Source organism: Ramlibacter alkalitolerans (genome assembly GCF_016722765.1).
Taxonomy (GTDB): Bacteria; Pseudomonadota; Gammaproteobacteria; order Burkholderiales; family Burkholderiaceae_C; genus Ramlibacter; species Ramlibacter alkalitolerans.
In genome coordinates this window covers 137,466-162,170 of sequence record NZ_JAEQND010000014.1, presented here as the reverse complement: position 1 = coordinate 162,170, position 24,705 = coordinate 137,466, and the positions used below count along the sequence as shown (strand labels likewise).

At 66.1% G+C, this 24,705-nt stretch carries 27 protein-coding genes and 2 pseudogenes; 10 read left to right on the top strand and 19 right to left on the bottom strand.

What is annotated here, in order from left to right; all coding sequences use genetic code 11:
- Positions 1 to 208: 208 nt before the first annotated feature.
- Positions 209 to 496 (bottom strand): hypothetical protein, encoded by a 288-nt coding sequence (locus JI746_RS23035; RefSeq protein ID WP_201692628.1) that lies wholly within the window; start codon positions 494 to 496, stop codon positions 209 to 211.
- Positions 497 to 692: 196 nt separating this feature from the next.
- Between JI746_RS23035 and JI746_RS23030 the strand changes: the two genes are divergently transcribed.
- The gene (locus JI746_RS23030) at positions 693 to 1,286 is read left to right on the top strand and encodes a DUF2239 family protein (protein ID WP_201692627.1); all 594 of its coding nucleotides are present in this window, start codon (positions 693 to 695) and stop codon (positions 1,284 to 1,286) included.
- Between the two features lie 55 nt (positions 1,287 to 1,341).
- On the opposite strand, the gene JI746_RS23025 is transcribed toward JI746_RS23030, so the two are convergent.
- Positions 1,342 to 2,649 carry a lytic murein transglycosylase gene (locus tag JI746_RS23025; protein WP_201692626.1) on the bottom strand — a complete coding sequence of 436 codons (1,308 nt, stop codon included), beginning with the start codon at positions 2,647 to 2,649 and terminating at the stop codon, positions 1,342 to 1,344.
- A 142-nt stretch (positions 2,650 to 2,791) separates the two neighbouring features.
- On the opposite strand from JI746_RS23025, the gene tssJ reads away from it, so the two are divergent.
- A complete protein-coding gene (tssJ, locus tag JI746_RS23020) occupies positions 2,792 to 3,262 on the top strand; it encodes a type VI secretion system lipoprotein TssJ (RefSeq protein WP_201692625.1) in 471 nt (156 codons plus the stop codon).
- Between the two features lie 2 nt (positions 3,263 to 3,264).
- A complete protein-coding gene (tssK, locus tag JI746_RS23015) occupies positions 3,265 to 3,540 on the top strand; it encodes a type VI secretion system baseplate subunit TssK (RefSeq protein WP_201692624.1) in 276 nt (91 codons plus the stop codon).
- 100 nt (positions 3,541 to 3,640) lie between these two features.
- Here tssK and JI746_RS23010 read toward each other — a convergent pair whose 3' ends face one another.
- On the bottom strand, positions 3,641 to 4,246 hold the full coding sequence (locus JI746_RS23010; RefSeq protein WP_201692623.1) for a DUF1326 domain-containing protein: 606 nt from the start codon (positions 4,244 to 4,246) through the stop codon (positions 3,641 to 3,643).
- Between the two features lie 17 nt (positions 4,247 to 4,263).
- Between JI746_RS23010 and JI746_RS23005 the strand changes: the two are divergent.
- A pseudogene (locus tag JI746_RS23005) lies at positions 4,264 to 5,096 on the top strand (DUF2182 domain-containing protein).
- On the opposite strand, the gene JI746_RS23000 reads toward JI746_RS23005, so the two are convergent.
- The 3 genes from JI746_RS23000 to JI746_RS22990 are packed head-to-tail and all read right to left on the bottom strand — an operon-like array spanning position 5,093 to position 7,353.
- Positions 5,093 to 5,887, bottom strand: a complete 795-nt coding sequence (locus JI746_RS23000; protein ID WP_201692622.1) for a molybdopterin-binding protein — start codon at positions 5,885 to 5,887, stop codon at positions 5,093 to 5,095. The pseudogene JI746_RS23005 and the gene JI746_RS23000 sit on opposite strands and share 4 nt — an antisense overlap.
- A complete protein-coding gene (locus JI746_RS22995) occupies positions 5,884 to 6,675 on the bottom strand; it encodes a cytochrome b/b6 domain-containing protein (RefSeq protein ID WP_236600051.1) in 792 nt (263 codons plus the stop codon). Before JI746_RS22995 ends, JI746_RS23000 begins: the two co-directional genes overlap by 4 nt.
- A gap of 18 nt (positions 6,676 to 6,693) precedes the next feature.
- Positions 6,694 to 7,353, bottom strand: a complete 660-nt coding sequence (locus tag JI746_RS22990) for a hypothetical protein (protein ID WP_236600050.1) — start codon at positions 7,351 to 7,353, stop codon at positions 6,694 to 6,696.
- A gap of 215 nt (positions 7,354 to 7,568) precedes the next feature.
- Between JI746_RS22990 and JI746_RS22985 the strand changes: the two genes are divergently transcribed.
- A complete protein-coding gene (locus JI746_RS22985; RefSeq protein WP_236600067.1) occupies positions 7,569 to 8,300 on the top strand; it encodes a succinate dehydrogenase iron-sulfur subunit in 732 nt (243 codons plus the stop codon).
- A gap of 103 nt (positions 8,301 to 8,403) precedes the next feature.
- Here JI746_RS22985 and JI746_RS22980 read toward each other — a convergent pair whose 3' ends face one another.
- The 9 genes from JI746_RS22980 to JI746_RS22940 form a co-directional block, all read right to left on the bottom strand.
- The gene (locus JI746_RS22980) at positions 8,404 to 9,105 is read right to left on the bottom strand and encodes an ABC transporter ATP-binding protein (RefSeq protein ID WP_330893060.1); all 702 of its coding nucleotides are present in this window, start codon (positions 9,103 to 9,105) and stop codon (positions 8,404 to 8,406) included.
- On the bottom strand, positions 9,098 to 9,862 hold the full coding sequence (locus tag JI746_RS22975) for an ABC transporter ATP-binding protein (RefSeq protein WP_201692633.1): 765 nt from the start codon (positions 9,860 to 9,862) through the stop codon (positions 9,098 to 9,100). The genes JI746_RS22980 and JI746_RS22975 overlap by 8 nt, the downstream gene beginning before the upstream one ends.
- A 12-nt stretch (positions 9,863 to 9,874) precedes the next feature.
- Positions 9,875 to 11,134: an ABC transporter substrate-binding protein gene (locus tag JI746_RS22970; protein ID WP_201692620.1), complete on the bottom strand. Its 1,260-nt coding sequence runs from the start codon at positions 11,132 to 11,134 to the stop codon at positions 9,875 to 9,877.
- A 38-nt stretch (positions 11,135 to 11,172) separates the two neighbouring features.
- Complete coding sequence (locus JI746_RS22965; RefSeq protein ID WP_201692619.1) at positions 11,173 to 12,147, bottom strand: branched-chain amino acid ABC transporter permease; 975 nt, start codon at positions 12,145 to 12,147, stop codon at positions 11,173 to 11,175.
- Positions 12,144 to 12,992, bottom strand: coding sequence for a branched-chain amino acid ABC transporter permease (locus JI746_RS22960; RefSeq protein WP_201692618.1), 849 nt, complete (start codon positions 12,990 to 12,992; stop codon positions 12,144 to 12,146). Before JI746_RS22960 ends, JI746_RS22965 begins: the two co-directional genes overlap by 4 nt.
- Positions 12,992 to 13,903 carry a polysaccharide deacetylase family protein gene (locus tag JI746_RS22955; RefSeq protein WP_201692617.1) on the bottom strand — a complete coding sequence of 304 codons (912 nt, stop codon included), beginning with the start codon at positions 13,901 to 13,903 and terminating at the stop codon, positions 12,992 to 12,994. Before JI746_RS22955 ends, JI746_RS22960 begins: the two co-directional genes overlap by 1 nt.
- 104 nt (positions 13,904 to 14,007) lie before the next feature.
- On the bottom strand, positions 14,008 to 14,901 hold the full coding sequence (locus tag JI746_RS22950) for a polysaccharide deacetylase family protein (protein WP_201692616.1): 894 nt from the start codon (positions 14,899 to 14,901) through the stop codon (positions 14,008 to 14,010).
- Positions 14,902 to 15,034: 133 nt separating this feature from the next.
- On the bottom strand, positions 15,035 to 15,670 hold the full coding sequence (locus JI746_RS22945) for a cysteine hydrolase family protein (RefSeq protein ID WP_201692615.1): 636 nt from the start codon (positions 15,668 to 15,670) through the stop codon (positions 15,035 to 15,037).
- A 13-nt stretch (positions 15,671 to 15,683) separates the two neighbouring features.
- Positions 15,684 to 16,934, bottom strand: coding sequence for an alpha/beta hydrolase family protein (locus JI746_RS22940; RefSeq protein ID WP_201692614.1), 1,251 nt, complete (start codon positions 16,932 to 16,934; stop codon positions 15,684 to 15,686).
- A gap of 152 nt (positions 16,935 to 17,086) precedes the next feature.
- On the opposite strand from JI746_RS22940, the gene JI746_RS22935 reads away from it, so the two are divergent.
- The 3 genes and pseudogenes from JI746_RS22935 to JI746_RS22930 all read left to right on the top strand — a co-directional run bounded on the left by JI746_RS22935 (position 17,087) and on the right by JI746_RS22930 (position 19,483).
- The gene (locus JI746_RS22935; protein ID WP_201692613.1) at positions 17,087 to 17,836 is read left to right on the top strand and encodes a GntR family transcriptional regulator; all 750 of its coding nucleotides are present in this window, start codon (positions 17,087 to 17,089) and stop codon (positions 17,834 to 17,836) included.
- Positions 17,837 to 17,882: 46 nt separating this feature from the next.
- A pseudogene (locus JI746_RS27865) lies at positions 17,883 to 17,993 on the top strand (ATP-binding protein); the annotation flags it as partial.
- Between the two features lie 311 nt (positions 17,994 to 18,304).
- Positions 18,305 to 19,483, top strand: a complete 1,179-nt coding sequence (locus tag JI746_RS22930; protein WP_201692612.1) for a tyrosine-type recombinase/integrase — start codon at positions 18,305 to 18,307, stop codon at positions 19,481 to 19,483.
- Between the two features lie 99 nt (positions 19,484 to 19,582).
- Here JI746_RS22930 and JI746_RS22925 read toward each other — a convergent pair whose 3' ends face one another.
- Complete coding sequence (locus tag JI746_RS22925; protein WP_201692611.1) at positions 19,583 to 20,560, bottom strand: hypothetical protein; 978 nt, start codon at positions 20,558 to 20,560, stop codon at positions 19,583 to 19,585.
- A 622-nt stretch (positions 20,561 to 21,182) separates the two neighbouring features.
- Here JI746_RS22925 and JI746_RS22920 point away from each other — a divergent pair.
- A complete protein-coding gene (locus tag JI746_RS22920; RefSeq protein ID WP_201692610.1) occupies positions 21,183 to 21,365 on the top strand; it encodes a helix-turn-helix transcriptional regulator in 183 nt (60 codons plus the stop codon).
- A 244-nt stretch (positions 21,366 to 21,609) separates the two neighbouring features.
- On the top strand, positions 21,610 to 22,272 hold the full coding sequence (locus JI746_RS22915; protein WP_201692609.1) for an inovirus Gp2 family protein: 663 nt from the start codon (positions 21,610 to 21,612) through the stop codon (positions 22,270 to 22,272).
- A gap of 299 nt (positions 22,273 to 22,571) precedes the next feature.
- Here JI746_RS22915 and radC read toward each other — a convergent pair whose 3' ends face one another.
- The 3 genes from radC to JI746_RS22900 all read right to left on the bottom strand — a co-directional run bounded on the left by radC (position 22,572) and on the right by JI746_RS22900 (position 24,661).
- Positions 22,572 to 23,234 carry a RadC family protein gene (gene radC, locus JI746_RS22910; RefSeq protein ID WP_201692608.1) on the bottom strand — a complete coding sequence of 221 codons (663 nt, stop codon included), beginning with the start codon at positions 23,232 to 23,234 and terminating at the stop codon, positions 22,572 to 22,574.
- A complete protein-coding gene (locus JI746_RS22905; protein ID WP_201692607.1) occupies positions 23,231 to 23,623 on the bottom strand; it encodes a hypothetical protein in 393 nt (130 codons plus the stop codon). The genes radC and JI746_RS22905 overlap by 4 nt, the downstream gene beginning before the upstream one ends.
- A gap of 102 nt (positions 23,624 to 23,725) precedes the next feature.
- On the bottom strand, positions 23,726 to 24,661 hold the full coding sequence (locus JI746_RS22900) for a recombination directionality factor (RefSeq protein ID WP_201692606.1): 936 nt from the start codon (positions 24,659 to 24,661) through the stop codon (positions 23,726 to 23,728).
- Between the last annotated feature and the right edge of the window lie 44 nt (positions 24,662 to 24,705).

The window sequence follows — 24,705 nt, the reverse complement described above, 5'->3', positions numbered from 1 at the left end:
GGCCCCTCGGCAGTTCCTCGGACCAGACACTTTGCCTAAGTAGCTCTTCCACGCTGACCTCCTTGCACGAAGGGGGTCAATTCCTCGTGTCGTCAAGGGGTCAGTTTCTGGTGTCGCCTGACACCATGGAACGTGAAACGCGCGTTGGCCATCCAGCGGCCCGCTGCAGGCGGCCTGCACGACGCGGCTGAGATTCACGCGCCTCCGATCAGAGTTTGCGGGAGTCCAGCAACGCGCGGCTCTGGTTCGCGGGGTGCCTGGGACTGAGCAGCCGCTGCGCCTTGCGGGTTTCGGCGACCGCTGCCGCACGGGCGTTGAACGATCGCTGGGCCTCCGGTTGGATCGTCACCTTGGGCGGAATGTGCGCCCTGGCCTCCACGCGCGCCTGGGCCGCGGCCTCCGCCTGCGGGTTGGCGTGCTTCATGGCTTCGGCCTGCTGGGCGAGCACGGGCATGGACAGGGCGGTGCAGATCACGATCGCGAACGGGGATTTCATGGCAACTCCTATGGCGAGGGAGGCGGAACGACCCTTCATTCCGGCGCTCTCTCACTCCGTTAGAGAGTCCCGCTGCCGCATCGGTGACAACCCCCATGGCGTGAGGCTCATTTGCGCGGCGAGCATGCGACAGCATGCGGCCCTTTTCTACCCGGGTACTATGGACTTCGCTTTTTCACCCGGGTATTATTCGCCCATGGAACACGATCCTGATCAGACCTATACCGTCTTCGACGGTCCCCGGCAGCTTGCTTCCGGCGCCCTCGAGGATGTCGCTGCGGCAGCGGCGATCCGACGCGACTCCGCCCAGCCGGTGCTCGTCTTCAGCGACGCGACCGGCAGCCAGGTGGAACTCGACCTGCGCGGGACGGACGAGCAGGTGCGCGCCAGGTACCGGGCCGCGCCGGCCACGCAAGCGGAGCCCGCGCGCGGACGCGGCCGTCCACGCCTGGGCGTGGTCGCCCGTGAGGTCACCTTGCTGCCGGACCAGTGGGAGTGGCTCGCCGCGCAGCCAGGTGGCGCCTCCGTCGTGCTGCGCAGGCTGGTGCAGGAAGCTCGCCGGACCGGGTCGGCACGCGAGCGCATGCGCCGCGCCCAGGAACGCAGCTACAAGGTGATGGTGGCCCTGGCCGGGGACAGGCCGGGCTTCGAGGAAGCTGCGCGCTCGCTGTTCGCAGCCGATGTCGAAGCCTTCCGAGGGCGCATTCAACGCTGGCCCGAGGATGTTCGGGCGCACCTGCTTCGGCTCGCCGATCCCGAGTACGACGCGTGCTCGGGGAGCCGATCCTGAATCGTCGCGCCCCGCGCGCGGGCGCCGCGCTGCCCGGAGAGCGGCAAGCCCGCGCTCAGCGTTCGGCGCTGACGCAGGCGACCGGCTCCGGCCGCTCCCCGCGCAAGGCGGCCAGCAGCTTGCTGCCGGCGCGGCCGGTCTCCGGCCAGCCGAGCCTGGCTTCCTCGGCGCGGATGGCGGCGCCCGTGCGCGGCCCTTCGGAACCATCCACCCGCACCTCGCAATGGCCGCGGTCCAGCAGCAGTTGCTGCAGCTCGCGGAACGCGATGCGCGCCAGCCCCGGGTCGTCGGTCGGCCACGCGGCCTGCTGCGGCGGCAAGCCGCGCAAGGCATCGGACAGCAGGCCGATGGCCAGCGCGTAGGTGTCGGCGCGGTTGTAGCGCCAGATGGCCTGGTAGTTCGGCGTGACCAGCCACGCCGGCCCCTGCGCGCCGGCGGGCAGGATCAGGGCCGACACGGTTTCCGCATCGGACAGGCCGGCACTCGGATCGGGCTGCACCAGCGGCGAGCCGTCCGCGCGGGTCACGCCCGCTTCGCTCCACGCGCGCGCGCTGCGGCACCTGCCGGCCGGCTTCGCCTGCGCGAGGCAGGCATGGTCGCCCTCCTGCGCATTGAAGGCCGCGAGGCCGGGGGGCACGCGAACCTCCACGCCCCAGCGCCGCCCCGCCGTCCAGCCCATGCTGCGCAGGTAGCGTGCCGTGGTGGCGAGGGCATCGGGCACGCTGTGCACGATGTCCGCCGTGCCCGATCCGTCGCCGTCCGCCATGTGCTGCCGGAAGGTGCCAGGCATGAACTGCGTCATGCCGAAGGCGCCGGCCCAGGAACCGGTGAAGTCCTCGGCCCGCACCACGCCCTGCTGCAGCAGCCACAGCGCGTCGAAGAAGTGCTGCTTGCGCTCGCGGCTGCCGAGGTTGAGGCAGGCGCGGCTCAGCGTGGCCGACACCACCGGATACCGGCCGGCCACGCGCCCGTAGTCCGTCTCGATGCCGAACACCGCCACGGCCACGGCCGGCTCCACGCCGTGGCGCTGCGCGATGGCCTCGAGCGCCGTCGTCTCCTGCTGCAGCAGCGCGCGGCCGTCGTCGATGCGCTGCGCGTCGACGCGGCGGGCCAGGTAATCCCAGATCGGGATCTGGAATTCGGGCTGGGCCCGCGTCGCGTTCTCGATCACCGGCCGCAGGTCCTCGGCCTCGCGGGTGTAGCTGTCGAAGGTCTGCGGCGAGACATCGCGGTGGGCCGGCAGTTCCTTGCGCAGCGCGGCGACGCAGGCGCCCAGCGGCGCCGCCTCCTCCTGCGCAGACGCGGGCAGCGCGCAGCAGGCCAATGCCGCGCAAGACCAGGCCAGCCACGGTGCAGCGTCCATCCACGCAGTTTAGGTGCGCAGCGCGCGCACGAGCTCGCGCGCCCCTGCCGCGACGAGGGGGAACGCCGCGCCGATTACCTAAGTCACGAGGCGCACGGCCGGCCAGTGACTATCCTGCCCGCAGGCAACGGGAGAACCGCACGTGAAGATCCTCGCTCCCTCGCACGCGGCCGCGGTGCTCGTGGCGCTGGCGCTGGTGGCCTGCGCCAGCGCGCCCAAGCCGACGCAGGTGGCCGGCACGCTGCAGGCCTCCGAGCAGGTCAACCCGAGCACCAGCCAGCGGCCCTCGCCCCTGCTGCTGCGCGTGTACGAGCTCAAGACGGCCGCGGCCTTCAACAGCGCCGACTTCATGTCGCTCTACCAGCGCGACAAGGCGGAGCTCGGCGCCGACCTGCTGGCGAAGGAGGAATTCGTGCTCGCGCCCGGCGAATCGAAGAAGTTCGCCAAGACCCTGGCGCAGGAGACGCGCTTCCTCGGCGTGGTGGCGGCCTTCCGCGACGTGGAGCACGCGCGCTGGCGCAGCATCGTCGCGGTGCAGCCCGGGCGGATGCACACGCTCGTGATCAAGGCGGACCAGCTTTCGGTGGAGGCGGCCATGGCCGCGTCGAAATGAGTTTGAACAGCCGCGTGCTCTGGTCGCAGGGGATGTTCCTGCTGCCGCACCATTTCCAGCAGGAAGCGCGGCACGTGGAATACGAGGCCGGCATGCGCCTGCGCGCCAATGGAGCGCACGCCTGGGGCTTCTTCGAACTTGCGCTCGACAAAGGCCTGCTGGCCGTCGGGCGCGTCGGCATCAGCCGCGCGAGCGGCATCCTGCCCGATGGCACGTGTGAATGCATGGAATGTTGCCGCAGCGGTCCGGCAGAGCGGAAGCGGATGCGGAGCCGGTGAGCCGTAGAAAGACTCTGTTACGCGAGCGCACTTCCCCTCACATGAACCGGCACGCGCCGCAGTGGATGCACGGGCGCAGGGGCGCGTGATGCAGACGTGCCTATCCCGCCCATGAGAACGGCGCGTAGTGCGCGTTGCGCGTTCCGGTCTCGTCCTTCCACTCGATGCCGAAGACCTTGAACATGCTGCGCGCCGCCCTGGCCAGCGCGATGCGCGAACTGACCGGGTGGGACGCGTTGTCCAGCACGAGCGGCCGGCCTTCCATGTTCAGGACGCCTTCGCACGCCTGGTCGATGAGTTCGCCGGCCCGGGCGCTCCACTTCCCGCCTTCGCCGCGGATGGAGACGCTCGCCCGCTCGACGCCGGCGAACCGGCCGACCAGGGGCGCCATCATGGCCAAGGGACCGCCAGCCGCTCCGCTCGCAATGGCGGTGATGGCTTGGACCTGCGCATCGCTCGCCGCGGCATCGACGACCAGGCCGACCGTCATGTCGCCCGCACCCATGGGCCCCTTGGACTGGAGGATGGCGATGAAGTCGACGCCATCGAGCGACACGCCATCCATGCTGCCCTCGTCGATGTGCATGGCGAGGGCGGCCTTGCAGTCTCCCTCGGTGGGTTGGCCCTGCAGGTTCGTCACGATGCAGGGACAGAGGAACGCGCAGTTGCACGTCTCCATGTATTCACCCCGGATCTGCCAGGCCATGGCGAACCCTCCTGAGGATGTCGGCGAGACGGCAGGATAGTCCTGCGAGGCATGGATTTCAAGGCGCAGTTGACATGCGCCCGCTGCCCGCGGATCGTTCACTTCCCATGCGCAAGGAAGCTTCCAGGACTGCCGGTGCCGGCCTCGTCGTGGGCCTGAGCCTGGCCGGCTGGGGGCTGCTCGCCTGGATGGTGGTGGACATGGGAAACCCGGTCGTGCAACTCACGATGCCGGGCGATTCGGACTGGTCCACGGCGAACGTCGCGGCACTGTTCGCGATGTGGACGATCATGATGGCCACCATGATGCTGCCGTCGGCGCTGCCGATGGTGCTCACCTTCGTGCGCGTGAACGTGCAGCAGGCGGCCGTCGGGCGCGCCCGGGCCTTCGTCGCGGCCTACCTCCTCGTGTGGAGTGTCTACGGGGCCGCGGCCACCGTCCTGCAGTGGGTCCTGCAAAGGCTCGACTGGGTCGACCCGATGATCGTCAGCCAGTCGATGACGCTCAGCGCCAGCTTGCTCGTCATCGCCGGCGCCTACCAGTTTTCGCCCTTGAAGCGGATGTGCCTGGCGCAATGCCGTTCACCGCTCGGATTCGTGATCGCCGATGGAGGCCGGGCACTGCCGGTGCGTTCGCCATGGGCGTTCGTCATGGCATCGTGTGCACCGGCTGCTGCTGGGCGTTGATGCTGCTGCTGTTCGTGGGTGGCGTGATGAACATCGCCTGGATCACCGCGCTGTCCCTGGCGGTGGCCATCGAGAAGGCGGCCCCGCGAGGCGAGATGCTCGGACGCGCCCTCGGCCTCGTGCTGATCGCTGCCGGCCTTGTGCGGACCGTGGGCATTGCCTAGATGCCGCCGTACCAGTTGTACCCTCGGTCTTCCCAATACCCGCCCTTGCCCGCACCGATGTCGCCGAAGCCCGCGACCACCTGCACCCGCCGCAGGTACTTGGGCTGCTTGTAGCCCAGCTGCCTTTCGATCCTGGCGCGCAGCGGCGCACCGTTCTCCACCGGCAACGGCTTGCCATTGAGCTCCCACGCCAGGAGCGTCTGTTCGTGGAACGCGTCGTCGAGGTCCACGCTTCCGTAGTAGAGCGAGCGCTCGTCGTCTTCCTCCATCTGGTCGAGGCAGTGGAAGACCACGTACTTCGCGCCGGGCTTCAGCTGCGCCAGGTTCAGCACATGCGACAGGCGCACGCCCTTCCATTGGCCGATGCAGCTCCAGCCCTCCACGCAATCGTGCCGGGTGACCTGCGTGCGGGTGGGCATGGCCTGCAATTGCGCGAGCGAGAGTTCCAGCGGTTTCGCCACCAGCCCGTCGATGGTCAGCCGCCAGTCGGCGAAGCCGTTGGCGAGCATCGCCGCGTAGCCGTCTCCCAGCGGCATGGTGGTTCCGTTGGGGCGGAATACCGGGGCGATGTCGGCGGGCGAGAATTCCTGCGCCATGGCGCGCCGGCCGAGCGCCCGCTGCGCGCCATAGGACAAGCGCTCCGCGCTGCGCAGCACGGCGACGGCGGTCTCGTTGCTGCTCAACGCATCGCAGCCCGCCAGCCCGCTCGATGCCGCGGCGGCCGCGAGCCCGGCGCGCAGCAAGCCGCGGCGTTCGCGGCGCTGCTCGAGGAAGGGCCTGGGGTTCTTCATTCCGGCAGCCTCCAGTGGCCGGTGATCATCGAGCGCAGGTTGTTCACCAGCCCGGTGACCACGACTTCGAAGAGATGCACCGCAACGAAGGCGACCAGCAGCATCGCAGCGATGAAGTGCAGCGTGCGCGCGGCCTGCCGCCCACCCAGCCAGTCCACCCAGCCCGGCACGAAGGCATCCATCATCGGCGACATCGCCCAGCCACCGAGAACGAGCAAGGGCAGCACGCCGAACACGATGCCGAGGTAGGCGATGTTCTGCAGCACGTTGTAGCGCCGTGCTTCCTCTCCGCGAGGGTGGCGCAGCAGGAGGTGGTCGCGCAGCGAGCGGCCGATGCCGTGCCACTCGCTGCGGGTGGGAAGCAGGTCCTGGCGCAGGTGCCCGCTGAACAGCGTCCAGAGGATGTACGCCAGGCCATTGGCGACGAACAGCCAGGCGAAGAAGAAGTGCCACAGGCGGCCCATGGCCAGCCACTGCGGTCCGGGAATGGTGATCCAAGCCGGGAAGGCCCGCGGCTGCATGCCCTCCGCGCCGCGCGAGTTGCCCAGGACGCCGTCCGTGTCGAACTCGAACGGGCCGACGCGCGTGACGCCGCGCGATTGCCCGTCCACCTGCTTCTGGGTGATCTCCAGCACCCTGGTGCTCGCGCGCGAATCCTCGCTCCAGTAGAGGGCAGGATGGGCGTTGAAGATCTGCAGCCCGCTCATGAGCAGGATGACGAGGCAGACCACGTTCACCCAATGCAGGATGCGCACCGGCAGCCGGTGCCGGTAGATCAGTTCGCCCATGCAGCGAGGCCCGGCCCCTCACATGGGCGGGACGGCTCCGTCGATGCCGACGGCGATGAACCCTGCGGTCTTCGGCGCGTCCTTCTTCGTCGCGACGAACACGTGCGCACCGGCCACCAGCTTGCTGGCGTCCCCGGGCACGATGCCGACGACGGGCACGCCGGCCGGGACCTGGATCTTCTTCTCGCCCTTGCCGTAGTCCACCGCCAGCATCAGGCTGCCCGACTTGGAAGCGCTTTTCACCGTGCCGTTCGTCATCGCGGAACTCTTCGCGGCCCCGGCCGCAGCCGTGGTCACCGTCCCGTTCGTCATGGCCGATGCCTTGCCGCCCGCGGAGGCAGACTTCGGTGCCAGGTCCCATGGGTAGTCGCCGAGGCCCGTGCCCTTCATCGAATCCGGGAAGACGACTACTTCCATCGCCGTGGACGCAGCCTTGCCGGGAAGGTTCGCAATGCCGACGAAGGTGCCGGCCTTGATCTGGTCACGGCTGCTCGGCACGACGCCGGCGATGCGCGTGGTCGAGTCGATGGCGACGCTCTCGGTTCCTTCGCTGGTCCGCACCGTCACCTGGTCGGCCGTCGCGGAGACGATGGTCCCGCGGATGTGCCCCATCGGGGTGGCTGCAAGCGCCGCGACCAGGGCGGCGGTTCCTCCCGCGAGCACCACCGCCTGCGCCATGCTCTTCGCTGAAGGGATTCGATGCATGAGGTGCCCCTGGAGTGAACGGGCTGCGATTATTAGGCAAGCACCGGCCATTCGCCGCGAGGGGTCTTGCCGGAACGCTGCCGGATGCCTGAATGACATCCTTCAACAGCCGCAGAGTCCGTCGCGGCGTCCCCAGACTTGACCTTCCGACGCTCGGTACACTGGCGGCCTCCGCACAGGAGGATCGAATGACCGCTTCAGCTGCGCCGACCGGTCCACGCATCCGGCGCTTCAGCGTCTACCGGTACGATCCGGAGAGCGATGATCGACCGCACATGCAGACGTTCGACGTGCCGCTGAGCGGCGACGAGCGCATGCTGCTGGACGGGCTCATCAAGCTCAAGGCGCTGGATCCGACCATCGCGTTCCGGCGCTCCTGCCGCGAAGGGATCTGCGGTTCCGACGGCATGAACATCAACGGCTGGAACGGCCTCGCATGCCTCACCAACCTGCGCACCCTGCCGGACCCGATCGTGCTGAAGCCGCTGCCCGGCCTGCCCGTGATTCGCGATCTGATCGTCGACATGACGCAATTCTTCCGGCAATACCACTCGATCAAGCCGTACCTGGTCAACGACGAGCCGCCGCCCGAAAAGGAGCGCCTGCAAAGCATCGAGGCCCGCGACGAACTCGATGGCCTGTACGAGTGCATCCTCTGCGCTTGCTGCAGTACGCAGTGTCCGAGTTTCTGGTGGAACCCGGACAAGTTCGTCGGACCGGCAGGCCTGCTGTGGGCCTACCGCTTCCTGGCCGACAGCCGCGATCACGCAAGCGAGGAGCGCCTGGACAACCTGCAGGACCCTTATCGGCTGTACCGCTGCCGGACGATCATGAATTGCACCAACGTGTGCCCGAAGGGACTGAACCCTGCGATGGCGATCGGCAAGATCCGGGAGATGATGACGCGCCGGACCGTCTGAGGCGTCTTGACAACCGCACCGCATTGGCAAATGCCACGCCACGCTGGCGCCGCCGCGCGAGGAGAGGGGATCGTTTCGATTTCGCGTGCCAAGCCTCGCGTGCTCAGTGCACCCCGAGGTAGCGCTCCAGCAGGTCCTGCTGCGCCTCCAGTTCGGCCGGCGTCCCGTTCCAGACCACCTGCCCCGTCTCCAGCAGGATGACCCGGTCCGCCACGGACAGGGCGCTGTACAGGTTCTGCTCCACCAGCAGGATGCCCAATCCCTCTTCGCGCAAGCTGCGCAGGATGGCTTCGACCGCCTCGACCATCACCGGTGCCAGGCCTTCCGTGGGTTCGTCCATCAGCAGGATGCGCGGACCGGTCATCAGCGCCCGCCCGATGGCGAGCATCTGTCGCTCGCCGCCGGAAAGCTGGCTGCCGCGGTGGCCCTGGCGTTCCTGCAGCCGCGGGAAGGCCTGGAACACCCGGGACACGCTCCATGCCCCCGGCTGGCCCCGAGCCAGCATCTCCAGGTGTTCCAGCACGGTCAGCGACTGGAACACCCGCCGGCCCTGCGGGACATAGCCGATGCGCTGCCTGGCGATGCGGTGCGCAGGCAGGCCCACCAGGTCGCGCCCCTCCATGCGGACCGTGCCGGCCTGCACGCGCGGCGTTCCCAGGCCCATCACCGAGCGCACCAGCGAAGTCTTGCCCATCCCGTTGCGCCCCAGCAGGGCGACGATCTCGCCCGGGCGCACCTGCATCGACACCGCGTGCAGGACGCGGGCCTGGCCGTACGCCGCCGACAGTTCCTGGATGTCAAGCACGGCGCCGCCGCCCAAGATAGATCTCCTGCACCTTCTCGTTGCCCCGGATCTCGTCCGGCTTGCCTTCGACCAGCACCGCGCCTTGCGCCATGCACACGACGCGGTCCACCATGCCCAGCGCCAGGTCGATGTCGTGCTCGATCAGCACCAGCGCCACGCTGCCCTGCAGCCCGCGAATCACCTGCGCCATCACCACCCGCTCGGCCGGGGACAGGCCCGCCGCCGGTTCGTCCAGCAGCAGCAGCCGCGGCGAGCTGGTCAGCGACATCGCCAGTTCCAGCTGGCGCTGCTCGCCATACGACAGCTCCCTCACGAGCAAATGGCGCTTGGTGTGCAGGTGGCATCGTTCCAGCGCGGAGTCCACCACCTCGTGCTCGGCGCCCAGCGCGCGGCCGTCGCGCCAGACGGCGAAGCGGCTTCGCAGCAGCCCGCGCAGCGCCAGCAGGAGGTTTTCCTCGACGCTCAGCCCGAAGAACAGGTTGGTGATCTGGAAGGTGCGGGCGATGCCGCGGTGTGCGCGCGCGTTGGGTGGCGCGCGCGTGATGTCGGCGCCCTCGAACAGCACCTGGCCGCGGGTGGCGCGGATCGTGCCGGTGATGGCATTGAACAGCGTGGTCTTGCCCGCGCCGTTGGGCCCGAGGATGGCGACGCGTTCGCCGGCCGCCAGTCGCAGCGACACGGCGTCCACGGCCCTCAGCGCGCCGAAATGGATGCTGACGGCCCGGACGTCGAGCAGCGGCGCGGCGGTCGCGGACACCGGTGCCTCCCCTCAGGTCTTCTTGATGCCCTGGAACGTGCGCGAGTAAGGCGGCTGCTTGAGGTAGTCGTCGACCTTGTAGGTCCAGAACTGCGAGACGTTCCTGTACGTCTCGATCGGCACGTTCCAGTACTTGCCGTCCGGGCGCTTCACCACGTTGCGGATGTAGACGTCGTACACGGGGTTGCCGTACTCGTCCAGCCGCACCTCGTGACCCAGCGGCGAGTTGCTCAGGACCGTGCCGCGCACGGCGGCCAGGAGCTTGGGACGGTCCTCCACGTTGCCGTTGACGCGCTTGATCGCCTCGGCCAGCCACATGGCCGCGGAGTAGTGCGAAAACCCGTAGATGGAGGGCAGCTTCTTGTACGCCGCCTCGTAGTCCGCGACGAATTTCCTGGTGGCCGCCGCCTCGCTGCCTTCGGCGAAATGCGCCGCGGAGAGGATGCCCTCGGCTTCCGCGCCGAGCGTGCGGATGACGGACTGGTCGGTGGCGTTCATGGCGCCCAGCAGCTTCAACTTCCCCTTCAGGCCGAAGTTGGTCCATTGCTGGATGAAGCGCGTCGCGTCGGCTCCCGTCTCCATGGCGAACACCCCGTCGGGCGCGGCGGACTGGATCTGCGCGATGTAGGGGCTGAAGTCCTGCGTGTTGAGCGGGTGCCAGTGCTGCGCGACGATGGTGCCTCCCAGCTCCGTGAAGACCTGCGCGAAGCCGCCGCACTGCTCGTGGCCGAAGGTGTAGTCCTGCGAGATCGTGACCACCTTGCGCAGGCCCATCTTCTTGAACGCGTAGTCGGCCAGCGGGCGCGGCATCTGGCTGGCGCTGTAGCCGGCGACGCGGATCACGTTGGGGATGCGCTTGCGCTGCGTCAGGTCGTCGGCGGCGATGACCGGGATGAAGTAGGGGATGCCGTTGCCCTTGGCGTACTCGGCCACCGCCAGGCCGGTGTTGGCCAGCAGGTCGCCCACCAGGAAATCGACCTTGGTCTGCTCCGTCAGCTTGCGTGCCTTCTGCAGCGCGATGTCGGGGTTGGAACCGTCGTCTTCGATGAAGATCTCGACGGGGCGGTTGCCGATCTTCTTGCCGACCTGCTCCCAGTACAGGTTGAAGCCTTCCGCGATCTCCTTGCCGCCGGAAGCGACCACGCCAGTGAGGGGCGTGAGCAGGCCGATCCTGATCGGGCCGCTGCCTTGCGCGCGGACCGGGATGAACGCGCCGAAAGCGGCCAGTCCGGCCAGTGCGCTGGAGGAATTGACGAAGGTCCTGCGGTCCATGGGGTTCTCCTGTGGATGGGATGAGGCGGGGACGGCAATCACGGCTCTGCGCGCCGGCCGGCATGCGAGCGCAGCTTGCCCACGATGCCTTCCGGCGCAAAGATCATGGTCAGGACGAACAGCGCACCGAGCACCATCGACCAGCGTTCGGTGAAGGAACTGGCCACGTTCTCGAGCACGACGATCAGGATGGAGCCGACGATGCCGCCGAACAGGGTGCCCACGCCGCCGACGATTACCATCAGCAGCCCCTTGACCGACTGGGCCAGCGCCACCGTCGACGGACTGACGAAGCTGTTGAACCAGGCGTACAGCACGCCCGCGAGTCCGGCCATCGCGGCCGAGAACACGAAGCCGAGGAACAGGTGCCAGGTGGTGTGGTAGCCCACGCTGCGCATGCGCGACTCGCTTTCGCGGATGCCCTTGAGCGCCAGGCCGAACGGGGAGCAGACCAGCCGCCACATCGCCAGCGTGGCGAGCGCGCCCACGACGAGCACGAACCAGTAGAACACCGCCGCATCGGCCAGCAACGCCGGCCGCGACACGCCCCGCAGGCCGTTCTCGCCGCCCGAGACGGAGGTCCAGCGCTGGCACACACCCCACACGACCATGCCCAGCGCCAGCGTGAGCAACAGGAAATACACGCCGGTGGTGCGCACCGCCAGCGCAGCGAACACGGCTCCGACCGCGATCGCCGCCAGCAGGCCCAGCACCGCGGCCAGCCACGGATTGCCGGACTGCGTGGTGGTCACGTACATCACGACGTAGGTCGCGGTGCCGAAGATGGCGCCGTGGCACAGGGACGTCCGCCCCGCATAGCCAGCCAGCAGGTCGACCGACATGGCCAGCAAGGCGTAGATGAGCATCAGGGTGGCCAGGCTCGTGAAGTAGCCGGGCAGCACGAAGGGCACCAGCGCGAGCGCCGCCACGACCAGCGCCGTCCACCCGGCCCGCCGATGGGGTCGGGTGGTGGCCGGCACGGGCAGGCCATCGGTTCGGGTCGCTGCCGTCATGTCGCCCGCCCGAACAGCCCGAGGGGCCGGAAGGCCAGCAGCAACGCCATCGGGCCGAAGATGACGAAGTAGCTGAGCTCGGGGAAGAACACCTGCCCATAGGTGGAAAGCATCGCCACCGCCAGGCTTCCGACCACGGCCCCGGCCAGGCTGCCGCGGCCGCCGATGATCACCACCGCCAGGCTGTAGACCAGGATCTCGGAATCGGCCGTGGGATAGAGGGACAGGAAGGCTCCGCCCAGTGCACCGGCGATGCCGGCGAGGGCCATGCCGAGCATGAACGTGGCGACGAAGACCTTGCGGATGTCGATGCCCATCGCCTGCACCGTCTCCGCGTCGTCCACGCCGGCGCGAATGAGCGCGCCCAGCCGGGTGTGGTTCATCACCAGCCAGAGGGTCAGCAGGACGACCACCCCTGCGGCCAGCACGAAGAGGCGATAGCGCGGATAGAACATGCCCAGGAAGCTGGCCGCGCCCTGCAAGGCCTCGGGCATGGGCACGCTGAAGGTGTCGCCGCCGAAGATGACCAGCGCCGCGTCGTTCAGCATCAGCGCAAGGCCCAGCGTGAGCAGCACCTGGCGCAGTTCATTGCCGCCCACGAAGCGCAGCAGGCCCTGTTCGGCGAGCCCCAGCGCCGCCACCGCGAGCACCGCCGCCAGCAGCCCCAGGATGAAGCTGCCGGAGGCGGACGCTGCCGCATACGCCACGTAGCCCCCCATCAGGTACATCGCGCCGTGCGCGAGGTTGACGATGCGCATCAGGCCGAAGATCAGCGTGAACCCGCTCGCCACCAGGAACAGCAGGGCCGCGAAGGTGAGGCCGTTGAGGAACTGCAGCAGCGACATCAGCGCCCAGCACCGGCCCCTTCTGCACCGGCGGCGTGCCGCGCCTGTTCGCTCCGGTACCAGTCCAGGATCTGCGCGCCGCTCCAGAACAGGACGTCCTTGCGCGAACTCAGGCGCTCGAAGACCTTGCGGAACCACTTGAGCCGGTGCGGCGCGCCCATGATGTAGGGGTGCACGACCAGCGCCATCACCCGCGCCGATTCCCGCGAGTCCTCGTACAGCTGCTCGAACTGGTCCAGCGCGCGGTCGTGGTACTCACGGGCCGTGTGGTGCTGGATCAGCATCATCGCCACGTCGTTGCACTCCTGCGTGTACGGCACGTTGGCGATGGTGCGGCCGCTGCGCGTCTTCAGTTCCACCGGCTGGTCGTCCAGCACCCAGTCGCACACGTAGTCGTAGCCCGCTTCCTGCAGCAGGTCCGGCGTGTGCCAGGTCTCGGTGAGGCCCGGGCCGAGCCAGCCGCGCGGCGGCTTGCCGCTGAACGCACGGATCGCTTCGGTGGTCAGGCGGATCGCCTCGGCCTCGTCCTCCACCTTCTGCATGTTCTTCTGGATGAAGCCATGCCCCAGGAATTCCCACCCGCGCGCCTTCGCGGCCTCGGCGATCTGCGGGTAGGTGGCGAAGCAGCTGCCGTTGACGGCCAGCACGGCGGGGATGTCGAACTGGTCGAACACCTCCAGCATGCGCCAGAAGCCGACCCGATTGCCGTACTCGTGCCAGGCCCAGTTCGGGATGTCGGGCGAGGGCTGGCCGCCCGCCGGCGGCGTGAGCACCGTCCGCGGCATGGGCTGGTCGATGTCCCATTCCTCGACGTTCACGATCACCCACACCACCATGCGCGCGCCGTCCGGCAGGACCAGGCGCGGACGCTGGGTGATGGGTGAATAGCTCAGTCGCTCGTGCGGACGCATGGATCTACCTCACGGGATAAGCCGAAATGTGCCGGCACCGGGGACCGCCGCCACCATGGTGTCCCCGGGCTTGACAAAGCGATGCGCGCCCTCGCGGCGCGTGTTCAAGCGCGTCCCCCGGGCTGCGCCCTGCCCGCCTGGTACCACTCCAGGATCTGCTCGCCGTTCCAGTGCAGCACGCCGCTGTGGCGGTTGATGTGCTCGTAGACCTTTTCCAGGTAGCCGATGCGGAACGGCTGGCCGCTGATGTACGGATGGATGGCGATGGCCATGATCTTGGGCCGCTCGGCCGCTTCCTGGTAGTAGCGGTCGAAGGTGTCGCAGCATTTGCGCGTCCAGTACGCCGCCTCGTGGTGCTGCACGATCATCATCGGGATGTCGTTGTTTTCCACCGTGTAGGGCAGCGTCACCAGCGGACCATGCCCGGTGCGGATCTCGGTGGGCTCGTCGTCGTAGGGGTAGTCGCCGATGTACTTCACCCCGGCGGCGGCCAGCAGGTCGGGCGTCTCGCAGGTCTGGGTCAGGCCGGGGCCGAGCCAGCCGACGGGCCGCTTGCCGGTGAACTTCTCCAGCGTGTCCAGCGAGCGCTCGATCATCGCCTGCTGGTCTTCGACCTTGTGGATCGGCATCTGCTCGTAGGCATGGCCCATGAATTCCCAGCCGGCGTCCGCGCAGGCCTGCGCCACGCGGGGATAGTCCACCGTGACCCGCGCGTTGATCGACAGCGTCGGCCGGATGCCCAGGCCGTCATACAGCTTCTTGAAGCGCCAGAAGCCCACGCGCATGCCGTATTCGTGCCAGGCCCAGTTCGGCACGTCCGGCAGCAGGGGGACGCCCGTGGGCGCGGGCAGCACCTGGCGCGCCATCGGGCGTGCGATGTCCCAGACTTCCAGGTTGACGATGGTCCAGACGATCACCTTGGCGCCGCCGGGCAGCTTCAGCGGCGGGCGGTCCACGATGGCGGAAAACTCGGTGCGCTCGCGCGGGGTCATGGCCATGGCAACTCCCTCAGGTCGGGTCGACGGCTGCAGTCACCGCCGGGGGATCCGGCTGCCCCGCGTGCCCCGGGCTGTGCGCCAGGTCATCCGGGCCGATCGGGAAGCTGCCGGCAGCGGGCATCGCGCGCTTGCCTCAGGCGGCCCGCAGCTCGGGCAGCGCCATCACTTCCTGCGAGCTCATGACGAAGCCGAAGGCGGTGCGGATGCACAGCAGCGCCGCATCGTGCAGTGCGGGCGCGTCCATCGTGTCGACGCAGTCACTGGGCACGATGACGGCATAGTCCATCGAACACGCCGCGGTGACGGTGGAGAGGATGCAGCTGTTGGTGTTGACGCCCGTGACGATGAGGGTGTTGATGCCGTGCGAGCGCAGCAGCAGTTCGAGGTCGGTCGCGACGAAACAGTTGTAGCGCTTCTTCGTGTCGACGACCCAGTCGCGCGCGTCCTGCAGGCCCGGCATCACCTCGCCGCCGGGCATGCCGATCAGGTTGTGGCGCATCACGTTCCTGCGCGGGTTGTCCGGGTCCTCGGCCCGCGTGCGCCAGAACGCGTTGAGCCGGATCTCCTCGCCATCCCGGTACTGCGTGATGCAGTGGATCACCGGGATCGCCTGCGTGCGCGCCCAGTCGAACAGGGCGCGATTGGCAGCGACGACGCGCCTGGCAACTTCGGGCGACGCCGGCATGGTGGCCACGGCTATGTCGAGATGCCCGCGGTGCAGGTCGATGCCGACCACCGCTGCCCTCACCTTGTCGACGCCGAAATTCATGGGGCTTCCTGCTTCAGAGAAGGGGGTTGCGGGACGTCTGCAGCAGCGCGCGCTGGTCGATGCCGAAGCGGTCGGCCAGCCAGTCGGACAGGATCTCCTGGCCGATGGTGGGGTTGTCGTGCTGGCAGTGCTCGGCGCCGGTCTCCTCCGCGTCGAGCAGCCGCAAGGTGCAGTCCACACCCTTGGAAATGCCGTAGTCGTAGACCTTGCGCGCCTGCGACACGGTGAGAACGTCGTGGCCGCCGTGCATCACCAGGTACGGGCAGCGCATGTGCTCCAGGTGGCCCTCGAGGGTGAAGTCGCGCGCCTTTTCCATCGCGCTCTTCATGCTCGGGCGGCCGAACACCCACTTGATGTGCGTGGCCAGGCCGTGGTCCTCGCCGGCCGTGCCCCACAGGTCGGTGATCGCGAACACCGCGCCGTGCGAGATGCAGGCGGCGAGCCGTGGCTCGTAGCAGCCGGCGCGGCCCGCGTAGTAGCCGCCCAGGCTCGAGCCGCACACGGCGATGCGGCCCGTGTCCACATCGTCGCGCGTCTCGAGGTAGTCGATGCAGCGGCCGATGGGCACTTCCGTGTCGTGCCGGTTGACCAGCCCTTGCCGGCGCAGCGCCCCGCCCTGCCCGGGGCCGTCGATCATCAGCACGGAGATGCCGCGCTGCAGGCAGCCGTGCGCCTGCATGAACCACATCTCGTCCTTGATCGAGTCGAGCCCGCCCATGCAGATCAGCACCGGCTGGCGCTGCACCGGAAAGGGCGCGCGCACGAAATACGCCGGCAGCGTCGCGCCGTTTTCGTAGGGGATGTCCAGGACCTCGCCGCAAGGATTCAGGTGGCGCAGGTAGCCGTGGCTCGATTGCTCCATCAGCGTGAAGGTGGGGAGCCGGCGCGGATCGTCCGGTTGCAGGAAGAACTCTGCCTGCCGGTAGTAGTCCGCCGCACGCAGGTAGCAGTTCATCGCCGTGCGGATGTGCCCGGCGGCCTCTTCCGCCTGCGCCCGGGCGAAGTTGCGGTCGGCGATGCGCTTCCATTCCACGTGCCAGCTCTCGTCGCTGGCGGGGTCGATGCGCGAGGCGGCCTGGAACACCTCGCTCACCGCGCCCCCGCCTTCCTGCGTCTCGCCGAGGCCGCGCCGGAACTGGTAGGAAAACCAGGGCGCGTGCGGCCAGTGGTGCCACCCGTACGGCTCGAAATGGGGCGTGCGGTTCTCCGTGATCCGCTCGATCGCGTTGTCGTCGGCGGTCGCTTCGGCGCGGGCGTTGGTCATCGGCGAAGGGAGGGTCGCGGTGGGTGGTCGCAATTTAGGACCCGGTCCGGCCGACTGTCAACGGGTTTTGTATCCAAGCCGAAGACCGTCCGCCGGGCTCTTCCAGCGGGAGGTTCTTGAGAAGCCCGGGGTTTGTATCCAAAATGGCCGGCATGAGCAGTCCGGGCAGCGCCAGCCGCAAGACAGGCCACGCACCGGCGGCGCCGGCCGCGCCGTCCGCCGCAGTGACGCTCGCCCAGAGCGTGACCGAGTGGCTGCGCGAGGCCGTGCTGGAAGGACGCTTCGCCCCCGAGGAAAAGCTGAACGAGGAGTGGCTCTCCGAGATGCTGGCGGTCTCGCGCACGCCCGTGCGTTCGGCGCTCCACCGGCTGGCCGCCGAGGGCCTGCTGGACTACGTGCCGAACCGGGGCTTCAGCATGCGCGGCATCGATGCGCAGGCGCTGCAATCGGTCTTCGACGTGCGGGGCGTCCTCGAAGGACTGGCGGCGCGCGGTGCCGCCAGCCATGGCCTGTCGGCGGCACAGCGCTCCGTGTTCGCCGATGCCCTTGCTGCGGGGGATCGCCTGTTCGCGAAGAGCCGCCTGCTGCCCTCGGGGCGCACCGTGTTCATCGACGTGAACGCGCGCATCCACGAGACCATCCTGGAAGCCGCGGCCAATCGGATGCTGCAGGACATGCTTCAGCTGTGCCGGAACGTCCCCGGATCCTCGGAGCGCAACGTGCCCTGGGGCGACTACGCGTGGCTGCGGCGCAGCCACGACGACCACCATCGCCTGTTCGAGGCGATCCTGCTGCGTGACGGCGAAAGGGCGGAGCAGCTGATGCGTGAACACGTGCACACCGTGAAGCTCAAGCAGATCGATGGTTTCGCCGAGGACCGGATTCCGTCAACGCGGCCGTGATTCGAGCTGACGCTGCCTTGCCGAGGAGCCTGCAGGCGAGCCCATCGCCGACGACCAGACGCTGACGGCGGCGACGCTCGATCGCTTGCTGCACCACACGCCCATCGTGCAGGTCACCGGCGAGAGTTGCCGACGGAAGGACAAACGCAAAGCCGGTCAGGCGGCAAGGAGGACGGTACCCGCCGTAGGACGGCGGGGCGCCTCTCGGTCGCTCCGGGCTTCGCCCTGCGCGACCGAGAGGCTAAGGAGAACGAGCCCAAAGCAAAACGCCACCCGAAGGTGGCGCAATTGCTTGAATCCAATGGTGGGTGATACATGGATCGAACATGTGACCCCTGCCGTGTGAAGGCAAGGAACGTGGACGTTCTTGGACCTCCCTGGACCCGGTTTCCCTCTCGAAAAGGCGAGTGCATGTCCTGCGAAGTCCAGTAAAGTACGGAGAAGTTTTCCGTATTTTTTCCGTACTCGATGGCCACTAAAATCGACACAGTTTCCGCCCGCCAGCGCCTGAAGCCACGGCGCGAGCCGTATTGGCAGCGGGTCACGAAGGGCTGCTACCTCGGGTTGCGCAAGATGACTGCCGAAGGCGAGGGAAGCTGGATCGCCCGCGCAGTTGACGAGGCCAGTGGAAAGCAGCGGTACAAGGCGTTGGGCGATTTGTCCGAGCATCCCGCACACCAACGCTTCGACCTCGCGACCAAAGCTGCGCAGGAGTGGTTTGGACACCTCGCCCGGGGCGGCAGCACGGAGGTGCTGACCGTGGCGGCCGCTTGCCGGGAGTACGTCGCCCACCTGCGCAGCGCAGGCCGCGAGGACGCGGCGAAGGACGCAGACAGTCGGTTCAAGCGCTGGGTCTACTCGGTAAAATTTAGTTCAGTGACGCTACTGAAGCTCACCCCAAAGGCAGTCTCCGAGTGGCGCGCGACCCTTGCCGGCATGCCGGCAACCCCGCAGGACAAGAGCAAACAGGCAACGCGGAAACGCTCCTCCAGCACTCTGAACAGAGATATGACGGCGCTCCGCGCAGCGCTGAATCTGGCGATGGAAAACGGGCACGTCAGCACAGATCAGGCTTGGCGAGCAAAGCTCAGGCCGGTTGAGAATGCGGACGCGCGGCGTGACGTGTACCTTGACCCAGACCAAAGGCGCAGCCTTGTCGGTGCGGCACCAGCAGATCTGGCGGCTTTCCTGCGCGCCTTGTCGCTGGTGCCGCTTCGCCCTGGCGCAATGGCCGCGTTGACGGTCAGCAGCTTCGATCGCCGCCTGAGCACCTTGAAGATCGGCAAGGACAAAGCTGGCGCGGATCGCAAGATCACGTTGCCCGCATCCACTGCCGCATTCTTCGAGCGTCTATGCAAGGATAAGCTGCCCGCAGCGCCGCTGCTCGCCCGAGCAGACGGCAGGCCCTGGGATAAGGACGCATGGAAGGGTCCAGTGAAAGAGGCAGTGGCTGCCGCGAATCTGCCACTCCAAGCCACCGCGTACGCACTTCGGCATAGCACCATTACCGACCTCATTGCGCTGCACAAGCTCGATACATTGACCGTAGCGCAGTTGTCAGGCACCAGTCTGCAAATGATCGAGAAACATTATGGTCACCTTCTTCGGGACCATGCCGCCAAGGCGCTCGCATCGCTTGAGATTTGACGAATCGTAGCCGCGTTGAGAAAGCGCGGCGCATCCACGCAGCGAAGCGGTACTGGTCCCATCTACTTTTTTAAAAACGCCAGCATTTCCGCGCGAAGGTCACGCGCCTGCATTACTCATCGGTTTACTGAGGGGGCCAGGCGGCGAACGCGTCTCATCAAAAGGGGTAGTCAAGAGCGCCTTTCGTTCGAGCCGTTCTGAAATATACCTCTCATTCTTGGCCTCAGAGTCGATTAGGAGTTCAACAATTTCGGTGCGCGTTAGGCCGTGCTTCTCTGCAAGTATCTTGAGTTTTCTTACGGTCTGGTCAGATAGTACGAAATTGCATTGCTGCTTGCCCTTGCAGTTCTCCCTGCGCAGGTATTGGTTCCAGGCCGTCCGAGCTTTGGTGCTGAGAAGTTCCATTTCAGACGACGGAAGCATGAGTTCGTCGAAGTAGAGCAGAACCTCTTCATGAGTCCGGAATTGACTGCGCCACGCGGCCACCGAATGCCTATTCTCTAGCCAACGCCAGAAAAAGGCTCGCTTTTGCTCCCCGTGGGCATCATCTAACCACGCAAAGACAGAATCTGATCGGGTGTGGCTTTCCCATGCCGCCCGCATTGTGCTGCTGCACGCAATAGCGGCATCCAGCCCGGAGAAGAATCTGGAGATCCAATAATCGACTCCCGCAATGTTCCGATTTCTGCCGACTAAATGGTGCGGCATCTTTCCTGCGAAATCGGGTTCCAGCAAGATGTATTGCGGACGGGGTGCATCTAGCAAGGAACCCGCCCGCAAAACCGACCCCGTCACGTACCTAGTAATCCATACCCACTGACGGTCACTTCCGTTTATCCAGCTCAGATGGCGCTCAGGAATTTGGCTGGACAAATCGCACCGGATTTGTTCGACCACCGCACGATTTAGCCACAAAAGCGCCGCGATCATGCCCCTGCAGATCTCTGGCACCCAGTCCCGGGCAGACGTAAACGCTCCATGTTGGGCGAGCCAGGCCCACACAAATGACTCCAGGCGGTCTGACTGAACCGTCGTACCAAATAGCTCGGAAAATTCGTCGTGGATTTGAATTGCCATCAGTAATACCGATCAGATTGAGCACGGTGCTCGACCGTGAGCACAGCAATTGTAGAAGGAACGCAGAACCGCGCTATTAGCTCTCTTGCAGTTACCTAGAAGCATCGTAGAGTGCATCTTGAACCTAAGCAAGCACCCTCAGTTGCCGCGCATCGACGCGTGCCCTGCTCGAGGAAGCCGGGGAAGTCTTTCCGTCGAAAGCGCGAACCGTTGTGCAGCAGCCCGCCGCCCGCAAGAGCTGGCGAAGTGGGGAGACGCCTCCTGAGCGCCTCGTGATTGACCTAGTCACCATGGCCCTTTGCTAATACGAGGTTGCGTTACCGAGACTAGGCCTTCAGAGGTCAGACGACCGCGACGACGTGAAGAAACAACGGTCGTGGCTAGCACGGGCCTGACCAGTCACCGCCGAATTCACCCGGATCGGCCGAAATGCGGCCGTTTTCAGACGGCGGCAAACGCCACCGTGGCACCGTCTACGCACGACCTCAGCCTGGCAAAAGGGGATCAATGTCCGATGCTGCAACTCATCGAGTTTGATCAGCCGATCAGAGCACCACTGCGTCCAGCGAAATTTAACTGGATGCACAGATGCTTTGGATGAACAAACCAAGTAGGTCAAAGCATGCGTGTCTTGAGACTTCCAGCCGTCAGCGAATTGACGGGCCTGCCCCGGTCAACGCTTTATCTGTACATGAAGAACAACCAGTTCCCAAAGCCGGTGAAGTTGGGGCTGCGCTCAGTAGGATGGATCAAAGAAGAAGTGGACGAGTGGCTGAGTGAGCGAAAAAATGCAAGAGGCTCCTGAATTCCCATTTTTCCAGAGTAGACGCCGCCTGATTGCACCACGCATTTACTCGTACCTCATTCACATTTCAACCAATGGCAACGCTACTCAGCGACTTAACTTCCTAGGTATTGGTAGTATTATTAGCATTATTAGTATCAATTAGTATTAATTACTCAAGAGAGTAGATTACAAATACGATGCTTGGATGCGATGCGTGAAATGGAGAGCACTTTGCACCGAACCAAACCGTCAGAGTCGCGAGATGAATTACGGCGAATTTAACTTAAACAAAAACCATCATTTGCATTTCGGAGACGAATACAACTCGATGCCGGTGATGGATGGCAACTACCCCATGATCGCGGAGTACCTTGGTGCGCTGGAAGGAGTGATAAAAAAGGCAACAGCAGAATATCGACGAGTCTTTGCATTTAGGTTCGATCTCCATTTTCCCAGGCACATGGCGGCAAGCCGCGATACACTGAGCAATTCACCCGCATCCAAGTTCGTCGATTCACTGAAAGCAAAGATTCAATCCAACAGGGCAGCAGCAGCCAAGAAAAATTCATTCGTCCACCACACCAAAGTCAGATATTTCTGGGTGAGAGAGGTGGGTGATTTAGATCGAGTGCACTACCACTTTGTTGTGTTCCTAAATGGGTATGTTTTCAATTGGCTGGGCAGTTACCACGCTCCCCATGGAAACATGGCAAATCGAGTTTGGGAGGCATGGGCCAGTGCACTCGGCGAAACGGTTGAGAAAGCAAAGCCTTTGGTGCACTTCCCCGAAAACCCGTCGTACATGCTTGTTCGGGACGAACCAGAATCGGTTGAAGCCTTCTTTCACCGCGCGAGCTACCTGTGCAAGGCCCGGACGAAGCAATATGGGTTCGGGCACCATGGTTATGGTGCGAGCAGAAGCTGATCCGCAAGCAGCGGATTGTGGAGATGTGGAGAGTGCACGATGGGTGCCCAGCTGTCTTCAAAGATCTCCAGCGCACTGTAGGGGGCCGCTGCTAGTTGCGCTGGGCTGGTGCGCGGCCTGGCTCCGGCGGTTTGACGCGAGATACGCGTAATTCACTCGCGCTTGGCGGGTAGCTCGTGGAGCACACCTGGGTGTGGCGCATTTCGACGAACTTCCGCTGCTGATTTTGCGCGCGAGGCAACAGCCAATAAAAAAAAAACGCCTGACACAACAGAGGGTGGCTCAAGCCACCCTCGTGCTCAAATCAAGCCTTTTTCCGCCATCGACAGCGCCTGCCCTGGAGCCACGACGACGTGATCCAGAACGCGCACATCCACCAGCGCCAAGGCAGCCTTGATCGTCTGCGTCAGCGCTTCGTCTGCCCTTGAAGGCTGCACAGTGCCACTCGGATGGTTGTGTGCGAGGATGACTGCACCCGCATGTACTCGCAGTGCCGCTAGAACGACTTCGCGGGGGTATACGCTTGTCTGAGTGAGCGTCCCCCGGAACATTTCCTCCATTCTGATTAACCGGTTCTGCGAGTCCAGGAACAGCACAGCGAAGACCTCGTGCTGCCGCCGTGCGAGATGCAACTGCAGGTAGTGCTTCACCGCGTCCGGTGAGCCGAATACGTCGCGGGCGGCGAGCTGCTGGGCGGCGGCTCTCCTTGCCAGTTCCAGCACCACGGCCAGCTCTGGCCGGATGTTCGGACTGGCAGGCCCGCTCCTTCCCATGCTCTCGTGGCAGCATAGGAGCTCGGCCAGGCCGCCCGCCTCTGCGATTAGCCTGCTGGAGAGCTCCTTCACCGGCTCGCCGACATCGCCCGTGCGCAGCAGGACGGCGACGAGCTCCGCGTCGGTCAGTGAGCTGGTGCCAAACGCCTGCAGGCGTTGCCGAACACTCGTAGGTTGCGCCGCGGTCATCGCTCCCGTTCCTCCTGGATCGTGATGCCTAGCGTCGGGCCAAACGGCTCTGTGCACAGCTGGTGGCACAGCGCTGCGAGGTCACCGAGCTCCGCCATGAGTCTTCCGAGGCTCTCCACCGATTCGGTGGGAATCCTGCGCTCCTCTACCTGGACGGCCGACTGCGCGAGCAGGTCTCCAATCGCGGCCAAGCCCAAGGTAATCACCCGCATGCTGGTCGCCGCATGGTCTGCGATCCGCTGGGGGCAATAGGGCGAGGGCTCCGGCTGGTTGAGGTGCTGGAACAGCGCGCGCAACGGGCGAACAACCGTCCTGGATTCTTCCCCGCAGCCGGCTGCTCGCGGGTCAGTCCGTCTGCGAGAGGTCACGTGGCGTACTTTGTTGTCCATTTCTTCCTCCACAACAGAAACACGCGCCCCGGCCATGAGGACCAGTGCGCGCCGCGGGGTGGTGTGCGCCACCTCGAGGTGGCGGGGCCAGAGGCTCTTAGGCTACGTGCCAGCGGGCTCCACAGCGAGCGGCGCACTGCCGGCTTTCGCTCGGCTTCCGCGGCTAACGCGGTTCGCAAGCTTCTGGCCCAGGACAGCGGGTCGCAGGGGCTCCGTCGACTCGGCCCCAGGAGCGACGGAATCAGGGAAGAACTCCTCGACCACAGCGCCCCCCTCCTCCGCGGACTCCTCGAATACGCCCAGCGCCAGACCCTCCCGGGCCGCGTGGTCCAGTGCGTCCTGGTCGAAACCGGCAGCACGCCGGCTGGCATCCAACTCCCGGGCCTGCGCCAGCGCATCCGCGAGCGTCGCCCCCGTCCTGGTGGTCAGATCGGCGAAGTAGATCGCCGCACCATGGGACTGAGTCGTTGACTTGCCTCGCAGCCGCAACTCCAGCGGCAGCGTGGCCAGCAGCCCGCCTGACACAGCGCGCAGGTAGTGCAGGCGCGCCGCCAGGGTGCGGATGCTGTTGAAGCCGGTGGTCCGGAAGATGAACGTGCCCAGCTCGTCGTCGTTCCCGATCCGCACGTTGAGCCGTGCATATGGCTTGCACCCGCTCGATGCCGCCAGGTCACAGCCTTCCGGGGCCGGGCAAGGCATCGACTGCACGCCGGCGGCCGTGGACCGCCTGCAGGTCTCCCCGTTGCCCACGCAAAGCGGCCTGCCTGTGGGGCGATCGAACATGGAGTAGCTCGCCCGCAGGTTCAGGTCGGGGTCGCTGAAGGGCAGCCAGACCGGAATGCTGCGCAGCTTGCCTCCTACCGCGCCCCTCAGGCTCTCGTCGATGGGGTGCGTGATCCAGCCGTCGCGGCCCTGCACCTGTGTGGTTACGGTGAACTCGTCGTCCTTCTCGGGCAGGCGCTTGCCGTTCTTCTCGACAACCCGCCCGATCGAGATCCGCCCCAGCACCGGCGGTGTAATTGCCAGTCCTCTCAGCATGTCTGTGTTCCTCAAATGATCACGCGCCTGTCGCCATGCGCCGT